The following is a 14,616-nucleotide window of genomic DNA, read 5'->3' as shown; positions in this document are numbered from 1 at the left end:
TAAGTTTAAGGTAGATTTGGGTCTATTATTTTACTAAAACTTTCTTGGATACTGAACCGCTTACAGTATTTACTTTCACAATATAAGTTCCAGTACTTAAATGCTTAACTTCATATTCAGAATAGTCCAGTTCTGAAATGTCTTTTATAGTATGAATCGATTGTCCAACAATGTTGAAAAGCTCGATAGACTTCACTTCTTTATAATTAGGATTAAATAACACTAGACTTTCAATGTCATTATTATAAAACACTTCTAGTGTGTTTAACTCATTATCATCAACACTTAAAGTGTCGTCAGCATCTCTAAACGTCATTTCAAATCTTTCTAAGTACTCACCAGCATCAAGATAGATTTCAAAATCACTTTCTCTTAGATTGTGATACGTTGCATTTTGCATATCATGAATAAAAATATCCATGTCATCGGGTACATTTTCAAGAGCATTGATGCTAATAGTGTTTATTCCGTCTGAATCGGTTTCTATTCCTAGTGGATAAGTTGTATCTATATCTACATCATTACTACCTTGAATAATGTATTTTCCATCATCAATCATCCAGTACATATCATCCATTTGCGTTTCATTTACAATACCATCATATCCTAAATCTACAGCAGTAGAAGCATTTTCATCTATGGTAAGTAGTAATTGACGGTTAATCTCGTTAACTGTATAAATACCAATTCTAAATTTCATTCTTGGATCTGCAGAAGTTTGAGTTTCATTAGAATTTGCATTAGCTTCACTATTTCTAACAAATACAGAGCTTCCACTTAAAGAACCATCTTCTTTTTGAAATATACGTTGGTCATTTTCAAATACAATTTGTCCTCCTGAGTTGGCATCAACAAAGAAGCCTTGACTTACAGGAATATATCTTCCAGGTGTTTTTCTGGCTGTACCAATATTGCTTACACCAGATACTGGAACACCTAATGTAACTGCTGGAGTGCCTCCAGATAAATTCATTAAAGCATAACCACCTTGATATTCATTAAGAGCATGAGATCCGCCTCCCCAATGTTCCCAAAAATATAGAGTACCAGTTGTAACTCCTAGGTTATCATTTATAAATTCAACAGCATCAATAGCTGAAGGGTAAGGATTACCTACTAAATAATTATTTCCAGGGTTTATGGTTAGGTTAATGACTCCATTGTTTGGTTTTCCTCTAAACACATAGTTTTGATCTGAGGTTAATGGACCTGAACCAGGACCTTTCATTGTAAATCCTTCACCAGCAAGAATAGTACCTGTGCTTCTTGTGTGTTGCCATGCTGAATAATCGCCATTGGCTAGGTTAGAGAATTTCCAAATCCAGTAATCAGCAATTCTAAGAGGAGATGCTGAGCCATTGTGGCCAGAGGTTAAGAAACCAGCATTTTGTATAACATTAGCTAAGTTGTAGCTAAATTCATTTGTCTCTACATCTGTTTGTCCAACAGGAGACGACCAGTAGTTGTAGGTAAATGTATCTGCAGTACCTTGTTGGTCACGTTCTAATCGTCCTGTGGTACCAACAATCAAGTCACTATTGTTATCTTGTATTAATTGTGATTCTCCTTCAAGGTCAATCGTTCCGTCTAGCGTTAAATAATGTGATACTGTAAGTCCGTAGCCTGTATTTGTAGTGGCATCAGTAACTCCACTTACTTCTAATTCATTGCTATCGACCATTAAGCCTAGTAGAGTTCTGTTTCCGTTTTTACCAGAAGGTAAATCTGAGTCATCATCAATAGTAATGTTATGGTTTGTTCTAACAATATTCCAGTCAACAGTTTGAGTGTTATCTACAATAGATGTTGTACCTGGAATGGTTTGAACTGTTCCGTTCATCCAAGAACTTTGCACATCCCAATTACCATTTTGAGTTGATTCATATGGTAGTGGAGCAGTTTGTCTATCTACTGTGTTTAAGTTTCTTAAAGCGCCTTGATTTCCTTTGCCAGAAGCATCTTCGGTATTGGTGTATGTGTAGACAGACATTGGGTAATAACCAGCAAGGTCGCTCCATGGAATAGTTGCTACTTCATTTTTGCTAATAGTTGTTGGGATTATTTTACCAGCAACTATACTTGCATTATTCTCAATTTCTTGATTCATGATGAACCTTAATTGAGAAGGTGTCAACATTCTGTCCCAAACTCTAACTTCATCAATATTTCCTTTGAAGTGTTGTACAATAGTTCCTTTACCTGCAGCTGCAATAAGGAATGATTCATTGTTATCTATAGGGTTTGATAAGCTACTTCTATCCACATTTTCTATTCCATCTATATACATTCTACCTGTACCTGAACCATAGGTAACGGCAACATGATGCCATTCATCGTCTGGAATCGATACTGTAGATGTTAGTGTTTGATTTGATGGGGTTTTCCATCTAATTTGTATTCTGTTATCATCTAATATTCTAAAATCATAACCATTGCTAAACGTAGTTCCTCTTTTTGACATTATAGATTTAGTTCCGGTATCTGTGGCATCTCTTTTAATCCATGCTGAGACTGTAAATTCGGAAGGATTTAAATCTAAAGCGTCTTCCATGTCAATATAATCAACAGCACCATCAAAATAAATAGAACGTTCAACAATAACCTGAGGAGCATACCCAAAAGTGATATACTTTGTGTTGTCAAAATCATATTCAGTTTCTAGATTTCCAAATCCATCATCTTTCATAACTCTGTAATCTGCTGTTGGATCAAACACACCTGTACTTGAAATAAACATATAGTAGCTTCCAGGAGGTGTGATATTTCTAATTGCATTTTGAGGAATTCTCACTTTAACTGCAGGAATATCACCACCATTTTCTACAACTTTCCAAACACGTTGCATAGCTGTAAAACTTACATCAGTATTTAAAGCGGGAGTAATACCTGAACTCATATTGATATTAACAGTTGTAGATGCTAAGTTTAGATCTGCACCATTATTTCCCCAAACAAGATATTCTTTGTCATTAAGGGTTGTTCCATTATTAGATTGGTTTAATTTATTTGTGTCATAAATATCTGTCAATCCAAAAGTTAATATTCCTTCTGTTCTACCAGAACCATCAGCTGCATTGTTAACACTTCTGGATTGTTTTTGGTTTAACTCAGAAGCATCATCTCTACCGATACCAGCAATATCGTAATTGTATCCAGTATTTGCAGATTGATCCCAAATTACTGTTCCGTCGCTATTAACATAATCTTGAGATGTTCCATTAACACCTAGAGTAATACCATATTTAATACCTAAATACGATTGAATTCTATTACGTTCTTGAGTTAAATTAGCGTCATCTTTTCTAGCAGAATAAGTGATGACTTCAGCAACTCTTGCATTTAGAGAGGCTTCCCAGCCTTCACTACGTCCAATCCACCATCTAGAATCGTTCGCATTCGCATACTCAGCAATATCATTTTGATAATTTTCAATATCATTGGCATTGTAGTATAATTCTTGTCTTGTATCTGCAGCATTGTTTCTTGTGTTGATGATACCAACATTATTATAGCTAGAGCTTCCTGTTTGAGCGACGCCATAACCATCGTTTGGATTGTTATCATAAGAGTCGTATGCGTAGCATATTACTTCATTATCAACTCTACCAGTATAATTTCCAAAGCCAATACCTGTAGCATCAGTAGCTTGATCAAGTAATTGAGCATCACTACAAAATACATCCATAAAACCAAAATTACGGTTGATAGATGTACCATCAGGAATTACTACAATAAAAATGTCTTGAGTATAAAAACCATAATCACCTGATAAAAATTCTGTTGATGTACTATCATGAGAATAATCACCATCTACAGAAACAGATGTATATGAATTATCAAACTCAATAACTGGGTTGAAGTTTATATTTTTAGTTGTATTATCATAGTAGGTTGGTCTTTGGTTTGTATTGTTTACCCTTGCATCACTACCTAAACCTTGATCAATCCAAGATGATACTCTTTGTCCACTAGTGTAACTCAAACCGTCATCAGCTTTCAACCAAAGAGCAAGGTCAGCAGTTACACCACCTGGAGCAATAGTTATAGAAGACTTGTCTTCGATAGTAATCATATCAATAGCCATATCACTACTATTGCTTCCATTAATTTCTCCTCTCACTCTTAATTTAATAGTTTGACCTACATAGCTACTTAGGTCAATACTAATTGGTGTGAATGAAGAATTTGAATATTCATGAGTTTCACCTGAATTGGTAAATAGTACATTCGGATAAGATAATCCATTATCGGTACTCAATTCAACATGTAAACCTCCCATTCCAGATCCAAACATGTGATAGAAGAATGTTAATCTTGGGTTAGTAGCACTAGTCAAATCAAAGCAAGGACTGAATAGTATAGCTTCACTATTGTTATTACCATTTCCTTCGGTGTAAATGTAATGGTTGCCATCTTGAGCACCTGTTGGACCAGTATAAGGTCCAGAAGGTGTTGAGTTTGTTGTTCTTGACCAATCAAAATCATCACCTATTCCATTAATGTCTTGAGTCCATAACCCAAAGCCAGATTCGAAACTTTCTTCGTAAGGGTATGAAGATATTGTGGTTAAACAAACACCTGCAGAAGTTCCTGAACCTTCAATGTTAAAATTGTAAGGGTTTTCATCACTATCGTCATTGACGATGCTAACAGATGCAGTTCTTAAACCAATTGCACTTGGATCGAATGTGATTTCAAAAGAGGTGCTACTTGAAGGAGCAACAGATGAAGAAGGACTTGAGGTTACTGTAAAATCTCCTGCGTTTGCGCCAGATATTGTAATTGAACCTATTGAGAGTGTTGCGGCACCAGTATTTTCAATTGTAAAAGTATTAGGATTAGTTGAGCCAACAATAGATATAGAGCCAAAATCTGTGTCATCGCTAGCGTCTGGAGTTGTATCTCCATCTGCTATTGATATACCATTACCTGTAATATTTATTTCAGGGCTAGGAATTAAACCTATACCTTGAACATTAAAGTTGTAAGGGTTTTCATCGCTGTCATCATTTGCAATACTTATTGAAGCAGTTCTTAAGCCTGGTGCACTAGGATCAAATGTTATTTCAAAAGTTGTATTACTTCCGCTTGAAATAGAAGCAGAAGGAATTGAAGTTACAGAAAAATCTGCAGCATGAGTTCCTGATATTGTAACATATGGAGAGGAGCCAGTTAGGTTAAGACTGGTACATCCAATATTATTAATTGTAAATGTGTGAGTATCAGTTCCTCCTGAAACGTTAACACTTCCAAAATCAGTGTCATCAGCAATAGCAGGAGTTGTATCACCATCTGCAATTTCAGTTCCATTTCCAGTAATTTCTATTTCATTTACGCTACCACCACCAGACACATTAAAAAAGACTGTTGTTCCTCCTAAAGAAGCTGAATTCCCATTTTGATTAATTACATTTGTACCTCCTACTGTCACAGTTATATTGTCCGCACCTTGCCATCCATCATCCCAAGAATCATACATTATGATATAATAGTTATTCAAATCTTCTAAACAACCAAGGTTAAGAATAGTATCAAAAGGACTAGCTCCTCCAGAATTAATTGTATTGATTAGTGTTCCGCTAGGCGAATAAATTTCGACAGTGTTTTCATTAGCATAACTAGGCCAATCAACAGAAACAATAACGTTAGAATATGTTGTGTTCGTACCATTACCTTCAATATCAAAATTATAAGGGTTTTCATCACTATCTCCATTAACAATACTAACTGAAGCTGTTCTTAGTCCAGTTGCACTTGGATTAAATGTGATATTAAAAGTAGTGTTTCCTGAAGCAGCAACTGAACTTGCAGGAGCGCTAGTTACAGTAAAATCTGAAGCATGTGCTCCAGAAATTGTTATGGCTCCAACAGTTAAATTAAGTGTGCCTATATTTTCAATAGTAAAAGTGTTTACTTTAGAACCCGAAGCTACATCAATATTTCCAAAATCTGTATCATCAGTAATATTAGGTGTCGTGTCTCCATCAAGAATACTTTGACCCAAACCAGTAATGTTTATTTCTGGACCAGAAAGTGATGTTGTTGTAAAGCTAAAATTGTCTATAGCCATATCACTTCTATAGTCATAAGAAGTTTCTCCTCTAAATCTAAGCATAACAGTTTGACCAGCATAAGCATCTAAATTGATATTAGCTTGATTCCATGCTTGTCCATGACTTGTTTGCACTTGTCCGCTTTGAGACCATACAGTTGTAGGCCACGAAGCTCCATTGTCAGTACTTAATTCAACAAAAAGATCTCCCATTATTGCTCCATACATATGATAATAGAAAGAGAACGTACCAGCAGTAGCGGCAGATAAGTCAAAACAAGGACTTTTTAGTATAAATGTGTCATTATAATTAGGGTTACTAGCTTCGGTAAACATATACCATGAGCCTTCATTTGGACCAGAAGGACCTGTGTTGTTAGATGGCGTTCCTCCTTGTTCTCTTGTCCAATTGTTATCATCAGTAGTTTCTTGAATCCATAAGCCTAAACCAGACTCAAAACCTTCATTGTATGGAAAGGTGTTTACTGTTGAGGCACAAGATATAGTAGAGCTTGTTAGTCCAGATAAATCAGCTATTTGGATTTCGTGACTCATAGTGTTTCCCGATCTATGAGACCAATGGGCAGCTTGAGTTGTTGAGTTTAAATAATAATTTCTCCATCCCCTAGCATAAGCTGTACCTGACCCACTAGATGTAGATGACCCAATAATCAAAGCTTCATCAATACTTGATAAGCCAGCACTAGTAATATTAATAGTTGTAGCTCCTGCTGTGTTACTAGTATCTTGAAATCTTGTTACATTCATTCCAGAATTGACTAAAATATGAACAAAATGACGGTTACTATTTGTAGCATTTGAATCATGATTTGAATGGAATGTCCAATCTACTCTCTGGTTGTTAGATCCTGGATCGAATACAGGCCAATTATCTGCTAAAGCATCATTTGTACCGCTTGTAGTCATATCACCTCTGTGTTGACCAAAGATTATAGCGTTGTTCCATGAGCTTACGTTTGTTGCTGTTCCTGTACCATCTGAATTACTTCTTAGTGTCATAGTTCCAGTGTCTGCGGAAGCATTTCCTGAATCTCCATGAAGTACAGTCCAATTGCTACCTGTAAATTCTACAACTGTTATATATACAGTTACATTATTCGCATTAGAACCTTTTTGAACTCTAAGTGTTGTAGTATTTTCTAAATACGCTATTGCTGTACCAGAATCTGCATCTTGACTAGTTGCGTTATTCATAATACCAGTTATAAATGGGATACATTTATTGGCATTAGTGATACCAGATAAAGCTTGTGTTGTACTATTTGTGCTTCCATTTAAAGTGACAGCATATCGTCCTCTTACAATCATTTCATTATTTCCACCAGGTGATCCAACATATTCCCAAATAGAAGAGTTGAATCTTGTAGTTGAACTAGTAGAACCAGATTCTCTATAATAAGTTAAAGTATTTGTTCCAGTTAGAACTCTAGCTCCAGCTAAATCATCACCATTAAAGGTTCCAGTTGAAGAGCTTGGTCCAGCACTAACTTTTCTATTATTATTTGCTAATGCAAATGCATTGTTTAATGATGATACAGCTGTAAAACTGGTGTTAGTAGCTCCAGAATTTCCAACATCATTTTGTAAATGCTGGACGTTAAAATCTGCTGTTTGTGAATACATAAAAGTACTCAACACAAGTATACCTGTGACTAGGGTATACTTTCTTAGTGAAAGTGTTGAAATTTTCATAAGCGGTTAAATTTTAGTTTGGGACTAACTATTTAATGATACAAACATAAGGTGTAACTCCATGAAATGCAAATAAATTCGATGAAATACATCTCATGATTTTTAATGTGCTGTAAATCAATGATGTGAAAAAAGTTAAAATTTCAACCTTTTTTATAAAGTACAATGTTTTCTCTATTGTTTTATTATTTGCTTTGTTATAAAGCTATCATTTTCATTATCAGTAATTTTTAAGAAATAAGAGCCTTTTGATAAGCTTCCCATGTTTTGAAGACTGTAAACTCCGTTGTCAATATTAATGTTAGAATAATTAAAAATAATTCTACCACTGATATCATATAATTCGACACTAATTTTGAAGTGTTCAGTATTTGGCATTTTAATTGTAATCGAGTTATTGAATGGGTTAGGAAATATACTTACTTGTTCTAAGGTTTCATTAACAATGTTGAGAGTATCTTCAACAGTTACAACGACTTCTTCTCTAGCACTTTTAAAGTCTTCAAGATTCCAATCATAAAAGAAATAATAGTAATCTAAATTATTTATATTATTGTCTTTAATTGTAATAGAACCACTCGTATATGGATAAGACGTTCCAGCTGAAGTATTGTTTCTCCATAATCTAAAGCCTGCAGATAATTCTGCACTTACTAACCTTAAATTATTTGCTACTGGAAGTGTGAAATTGAGTTCAATTTGTTGTACACCTGAGTTTTCGATTAATATAAGCCTTGAGTCTAATACATTTCCGGAATCGTCTTGTAATTGAACCTCCATTTCTCCTATATTATCTGTGTTGATTGTTACATTCTTTAGCATAACTGCTTCAGTATTGTCAAAAACCAAATAGCGATCTGTTGTTCCTCCAGCAAAAAAGCTTCCATTTGCCGAATGATTAGTTGAGCCAGCATTACTCTTAGTAATAACATCTTCAACAAAGTACGATCTAGTATCAGTTAAATTTGGAGTTGTGTAGCTATTTCCTGTTGCTATAGGAGTTGTGTCGTCAATGTTTTCATACCAATTAATAGTGCCCAATCCTGTAGCTGTTAAAGTTGTACTTTCATTTTCATTAATTGTAACATCATTACTAACAGGTTTAGCAGTTATAGAAGCCATAGTAACATTTTGAATGGTTTGAGCATTATCTGTAACATTCACATTTATAGTTTGAGTTACATAACCAGGAGCTTCAAAAGTAACATTATAGTTTCCTCCTTTAATTAATCTATAATAATCACCTAAATCTGCATTTGAAAATATGAATGAATTTAAAGCGTCATGTCCAGCAATTGAGATTTTAGCAACAACAGGGTTTCCAGACTCATCAGAGACAATACCTTGAAATCCATAGTTAACTTGTTTCATATAATCTAAAAAGGCTTGTTTGTTGTAATTCCAGTGGTTATTAATAGCATTGCCTTGAATCCATTTGGTATCAGATAATTCAACAACCACCTCTCGACCACCTCTGTAATAATTCATATAATCTTGACGACCACCATAAACACGATACCATTCTGCACCATGAGTAACACCAGGACTTGGATATACATCTGCATCTTCATCAACAGTCATATAACCTGATGGACTATTATTTTGTGCATTTGTAGCATATTCTACAGATATGTATTCAAACCAGTCGTGATCTGCATGTTGGTCGTAGGTGTTATCATAAGGATAGTTTACCAATTCAGTACCACCATGAAAGTTTGCAGACATCACAATATTGTGAGCTTCTTCAAATTTCATAAAAGCTAATGTTTCTGGTTCGTAAGTACCTTCGTAATGTAGTCCAGCTATATTATCGACATAATTTCTGTTTAAATCTTGACCATTGGCATTTGCTCTAATAGGATTGGTAATGGTGTTATTGCCAGCATTTCGGTAAGCTCCATCAGGATTTGCTAATGGGTTAATGTATATTACGGTATTGTTTACAATACCATCAACTTCACTATCAGAACCATAATTACTTAATAAATATTCGGCTAGCCTTATCATTAAAGGAAAACCAGCCAATTCATCACCATGCATAGATGATGTATACATGAATTCTGGTTCAGCTTCATTAGAATTTATATTATCAGAAATTTTAAGCATCAAAAGCTGTCTTCCGTTAACTGAGTTTCCAATAGATTCTAAAGAACATAGATTAGGATATGTAGTAACAAAGTAATTCATTTTGTCTACATATTGGGTGTATGTTGGATATGCGTTCCAGTCTGTATCCCAAGTTGTAGTTTCTAAACTGGAATTTGTACTAGTTGTAAATTCATTGTCACTTTCATTAACTACAAATGGTACTCCATAAGTTAAAAATTGTTGAAATGTTTCAGCGTTTGCAAAAGCTTCAATTTCTAGGGTTTCGTGATTTACATTATGACCAATAGAAAGAAATTGTGAAATTTCATGCACTTGTTGTTCGCTATTTGCTGTAAATACAAAGCATACTTCACCACGAGTTTCTATATAGTTTTGAGCTTTTTGTAAATTATTAGTTTGAGAATGTAGACTTATTGTTACACACATAAGTAATACATATAAGAATGTAATTTTTCTCATAGGTTTTGGAGTTTTAGATAGATTTGGAGATCTAAATTTGTGGCTAAGATATGATTTTATTTGAATAATCATCTATGAAATACAATAAAATCCGATGAAATGCATGTATTTTATGAATTAAGCTTAAATAGAGATTTCTGATTTTTGATAAACTCTACTTTTAAAGTAAAGTTTGTTGTAGTTATATTTTATAGTATAAAAGAATATAAAAACAAAAACCACAACGTGTTTTACTTGTTGTGGTTTTTGGCTCTAAAAGACAAAATAAGTCTTATTTTTTTATAAACTGAAGTGTAGTTCCATTCTCAAATTTTATGAAATACAATCCATTTTCGAATCCACTAACATCAATTTGATCTTCACTAGTAATCCTACCGTTTTGAATTTCTGCTCCTAATGTGTTATAAATAGCATAATAAAGCTTAGATTCTAAGTTCATAATTTGAATAAATTCATTTGACGGATTTGGAAAAAGGGATAGTTTATCATTAAAAACTTCAGAGTCATTTAAAGATAGTGTAGAGTCAACTTTAAAAATAACAATATCTTTTGGAAAGCTACCAGAATAACTCTGTATTGAAGTTTTATTAGAGCCATCTAAATCATATCGATCTAGTAAATCTCCATTTGTTGAAAGTAGATACATATGGTTATTTTCAATATCTAGTTCAATATCAACATACAAAAGTGAAGCACCTGCAGTAAAAGTCGTTAATATAGTTTTTGAATTTCCTAACAGGTCTGTTGTAAAAATTTCTCCAGCGGTATTATCTCTACTAATGTGGTAAATTAAATTATTAGTAAAATCTGTGGTAAAGTCGCTTGGGTATTGTGTTCCACCTGTATAACTATATATGAGAGTACTATTGCTACCATCTAAATTGTATCGTGTTAAATGATCTCCATTAATATTTAGAATATACATATGATTATTATTTACATCTAACTCGAGTTCATCTAATAAATTAGTAGACGAAGGTGTATACGTTATGAGAGAGTTTTTGTTACTACCAACTAAACTTGTCGAGAATACTTCGCCATTAACAATATGATAAATAATACCGTTTGTGGTATCTAGCTCCATATCTCTTGGTGTAGTTAAGTAGGAGTAGACGAGTGTTGAGTTGTTACCATCTAAGTCATATCGTATTAAATTTCTACCATTTACGTCAAGCACATACATATGATTATTTGTGACATCTAGTTCAATATCGTGAGCTAAAGAAGAAGCGCTAGCTGTGTAAGAAGCCAATGAATTTTTTGAAGTGCCATCTAAAAGAGTAGTAAATACACCTTCTCCAGAATCAACATGGTATATTAAATCGGTTTGAGCATTAATAGTGTTGGTATAGAAAAAATAAACGACTAAGACAAGTAATAAGTAGGTTTGTTTCATTTGATTAAATTTAACTGAATAATATTTGGGTTTAATGTTAACTATAATGTGCTAAGTTTAAGCGGCATCATTTTGAATCGCAATGTAGTAAAAATCTTATTTAAGTTATAGAGTATTTATAATTTTCGATTAAATACTTTCATGTTGAAATAATGTTCTTTTTGTGTGTTAAAACGTATTCATTTCCAATACCTAGAGTAGTTAATTCATAAATGTTTTTCATAAAAAAACGGTCTAGCGTGAGCTAAACCGTTTATTATTAATAATTTAAAATTTTGTAGCGAGAACGAGATTTGAACTCGTGACCTCCGGGTTATGAATCCGACGCTCTAACCAACTGAGCTACCTCGCCATAATTTCGGCTGCAAATATAAAAACAAAATCTATGGCAACAAACATTAAATGATTAAAATATTTTTTACTGTTTAGTTTTAATCTCCACAATTATTTATATATATTGAGCCTCATAATAAAATTACAAATGGAAGACAAAATCAAGTTCGAAATGGAGTTTCCTATTCACGCTTCTCCACAACTTTTATATCAATATATATCAACACCTTCAGGCTTGTCTGAATGGTTTGCCGACAACGTAAATTCGCGAGGTGAGTTTTTTACATTTATCTGGGATGGCTCTGAAGAAAAAGCAAAGTTACTTAGCAAAAAAAGTGGTGAGCGTATTAAATTTAGATGGATGACTGATGAGGAAGAAGGTGATAGTTACTTTTTTGAAATTAGAATTCAGGTAGATGAGATTACTAAAGACGTTTCAATTATTGTTACCGATTTTACCGAAGAAGATGAATTAGATGAAGCTAAAATGCTTTGGGATAATCAAATTTCTGATTTAAAACAAGTTTTAGGGTCTGCGTAAGATTTCACAGTAATATAAGTTTTATATTTGTCTCGATGTTTAATCGAGACTTTTTTTATGATAAATCTCAATGGCGAATTACTAAAGGATTCAAGTTTAATTACTAGCGAAAATAGAGGCTACAAATATGGAGATGCTGTATTTGAAACTGTAAAAGCTGTTCATGGCAAACTATTGTTTTGGGAAGATCATTACTTTAGACTGATGGCTTCTATGCGTATCATGCGTATGGAAATACCAATGAATTTTACTATGGAATTTCTTGAGTCTGAAATTCTAAAAACGCTTGAAGCAAACTCTCTTCTTAAATCATCTGCGAGAATTAGATTAAATGTCGATAGAGGTAATGGTGGAAAGTACCTTCCGTCTGAACAAAAAATCAGTTATAATATTTCAGCCGAAACATTATCTTCAGATTTTTACACTATCTCTAAACAAAGTCAATATACCGTTGATTTGTATAAAGATTTTTTTATAGCTCCAGGTTTATTGTCTACTCTAAAAACAAATAATAAAGCCATTAATGTCTTAGGAAGTATTTATGCCGAAGAAAATAGTTGGCACAATTGTTTGTTGTTAAACACCAATAAAAATGTTGTTGAAGCATTAAATGGGAATTTGTTTTTAGTTTCTGGCGAAACGATAAAAACACCACCATTAGAAGATGGTTGTTTAAAGGGAATAATGCGAAAACAGCTTATAGAAGTGATTGTTAATTCTGGAGATTATGTTATTGAAGAAACCTCAATTTCTCCTTTTGAACTTCAAAAAGCTGATGAGTTATTTATTAGTAATGTTATTATTGGTATTCAGCCTATATTGAAATATCGCAAAAAAGAATTTTCTACAACAATCTCTGAAGATATATTAAGACGCTTGAATATTAAATTAAGAGTGTCTTAATTATAACTCGGATCTTCAGGCGCATTAGACCATAGTAAATAGTTTCCGCCTAGTTCGAGCATTTTTTCTTTCCAAAACGAATCACAGCATTTTTCCATGAGCTCTTTTTTGTAGATGTTTTTGGTCACAATCCAAGAATTAGATAGTAATTCATTTTCTAATTGCTGTGGGTCCCAACCCGAATAGCCTAAAAAGAATCGAATATCTGAGCTCGAAAGCTTATCTTCTTCAAGGAGTTGTAAAACAACTTCAAAGTTTCCTCCCCAAAAAATCCCAAGAGAAATCTCTATACTATCTGGAATTAAATCTGGAACTTGATGAATAAAATATAAATTGTCTTGTTCTACAGGTCCACCATTAAAGACTTTAAAGTTGGCTTTTGTTTCTGGAATTAAATCATGAAGCGTATAGTCTAATGGTTTGTTTAAAATAAAACCAATAGAACCCATGCTGTTATAATCTGCAAGAAGAATAACAGATCTATTAAAAGATAAATCGCCAATAATTGATGGCTCAGCAATTAATAAATCGCCTTTTTTGGGCTTTATAGTAATCATAGCATATGATTTATATACTAAATCTAAAACATATTTCTTTAAAAACCAATAAATTCAACAACTAAAGCACCTACTGCAGTTTAATTAGTATTACAAAGTTGTATAAAAAAGAAAAGCCCACTTTTATAAAAGTGGGCTTTTCTTCTATTTTAGGTGATGCTTAGTTAACAGCATTACTTAAATCAGAACCAGCTTTAAACTTAACTACGTTTTTAGCTTTGATTTGTATAGTCTTACCAGTTTGAGGGTTTCTTCCTTCTCTTGCAGATCTTCTAGATACTGACCATGAACCAAATCCTACTAAAGAAACTCTATTTCCTTTTTGTAATGATCCTTCGATGTCAATTAATAATGAATCTAATGCTTTTTTAGCAGCTGCTTTTGTAATTCCAGCATTTTCTGCCATTCCATTGATTAAATCTGTTTTGTTCATAAAAATTAAATTTTAAATTATTAATATATAGTTGGGTTAAACATAATGTTAAATCCGTCTACAAATTTATATGTAAAATCCATCTACGCAAGTAATAGCAAGGGAAATACGAATATTTGT

7 protein-coding genes and 1 tRNA gene are annotated in these 14,616 nt (G+C 33.2%); 2 read left to right on the top strand and 6 right to left on the bottom strand.

Annotated features, from left to right (window positions below):
* Window positions 1-25: 25 nt before the first annotated feature.
* The 4 genes from ACP15M_RS03835 to ACP15M_RS03820 form a co-directional block, all read right to left on the bottom strand.
* A complete protein-coding gene (locus ACP15M_RS03835; RefSeq protein WP_425075850.1) occupies window positions 26-7,765 on the bottom strand; it encodes a choice-of-anchor D domain-containing protein in 7,740 nt (2,579 codons plus the stop codon).
* 174 nt (window positions 7,766-7,939) lie between these two features.
* Window positions 7,940-10,333 (bottom strand): M14 family zinc carboxypeptidase, encoded by a 2,394-nt coding sequence (locus ACP15M_RS03830; RefSeq protein ID WP_425075849.1) that lies wholly within the window; start codon window positions 10,331-10,333, stop codon window positions 7,940-7,942.
* Window positions 10,334-10,604: 271 nt separating this feature from the next.
* Window positions 10,605-11,729 carry a T9SS type A sorting domain-containing protein gene (locus tag ACP15M_RS03825; protein WP_425075848.1) on the bottom strand — a complete coding sequence of 375 codons (1,125 nt, stop codon included), beginning with the start codon at window positions 11,727-11,729 and terminating at the stop codon, window positions 10,605-10,607.
* A 278-nt stretch (window positions 11,730-12,007) separates the two neighbouring features.
* Window positions 12,008-12,081 (bottom strand) — tRNA-Met (locus tag ACP15M_RS03820).
* Window positions 12,082-12,210: 129 nt separating this feature from the next.
* Between ACP15M_RS03820 and ACP15M_RS03815 the strand changes: the two genes are divergently transcribed.
* Together ACP15M_RS03815 and ACP15M_RS03810 are read left to right on the top strand one after the other, a co-directional pair.
* Complete coding sequence (locus ACP15M_RS03815) at window positions 12,211-12,603, top strand: START-like domain-containing protein (protein WP_425075847.1); 393 nt, start codon at window positions 12,211-12,213, stop codon at window positions 12,601-12,603.
* A 57-nt stretch (window positions 12,604-12,660) separates the two neighbouring features.
* Complete coding sequence (locus ACP15M_RS03810) at window positions 12,661-13,506, top strand: aminotransferase class IV (protein WP_425075846.1); 846 nt, start codon at window positions 12,661-12,663, stop codon at window positions 13,504-13,506.
* Here ACP15M_RS03810 and ACP15M_RS03805 read toward each other — a convergent pair.
* Together ACP15M_RS03805 and ACP15M_RS03800 are read right to left on the bottom strand one after the other, a co-directional pair.
* Entirely contained in the window at window positions 13,503-14,063 is a 561-nt protein-coding gene (locus ACP15M_RS03805; RefSeq protein ID WP_425075845.1) for a YqgE/AlgH family protein, read from the bottom strand. The two genes, ACP15M_RS03810 and ACP15M_RS03805, sit on opposite strands and share 4 nt — an antisense overlap.
* Before the next feature lie 160 nt (window positions 14,064-14,223).
* The gene (locus ACP15M_RS03800) at window positions 14,224-14,496 is read right to left on the bottom strand and encodes an HU family DNA-binding protein (protein ID WP_091424321.1); all 273 of its coding nucleotides are present in this window, start codon (window positions 14,494-14,496) and stop codon (window positions 14,224-14,226) included.
* Window positions 14,497-14,616 lie beyond the last annotated feature (120 nt).

The organism is Psychroserpens sp. S379A (assembly GCF_049800755.1).
GTDB lineage: Bacteria > Bacteroidota > Bacteroidia > Flavobacteriales > Flavobacteriaceae > Psychroserpens.
This window is presented reverse-complemented; position numbering and strand designations above follow the sequence as displayed.

Excerpts from the sequence above, each read along its gene's own strand:
- ACP15M_RS03825 (WP_425075848.1), bottom strand. The coding sequence starts at position 11,729 with ATGAAACAAACCTACTTATTACTTGTCTTAGTCGTTTATTTTTTCTAT.
- ACP15M_RS03815 (WP_425075847.1), top strand. The coding sequence starts at position 12,211 with ATGGAAGACAAAATCAAGTTCGAAATGGAGTTTCCTATTCACGCTTCT.
- ACP15M_RS03835 (WP_425075850.1), bottom strand. The coding sequence starts at position 7,765 with ATGAAAATTTCAACACTTTCACTAAGAAAGTATACCCTAGTCACAGGT.
- ACP15M_RS03810 (WP_425075846.1), top strand. The coding sequence starts at position 12,661 with ATGATAAATCTCAATGGCGAATTACTAAAGGATTCAAGTTTAATTACT.
- ACP15M_RS03830 (WP_425075849.1), bottom strand. The coding sequence starts at position 10,333 with ATGAGAAAAATTACATTCTTATATGTATTACTTATGTGTGTAACAATA.
- ACP15M_RS03800 (WP_091424321.1), bottom strand. The coding sequence starts at position 14,496 with ATGAACAAAACAGATTTAATCAATGGAATGGCAGAAAATGCTGGAATT.
- ACP15M_RS03805 (WP_425075845.1), bottom strand. The coding sequence starts at position 14,063 with ATGATTACTATAAAGCCCAAAAAAGGCGATTTATTAATTGCTGAGCCA.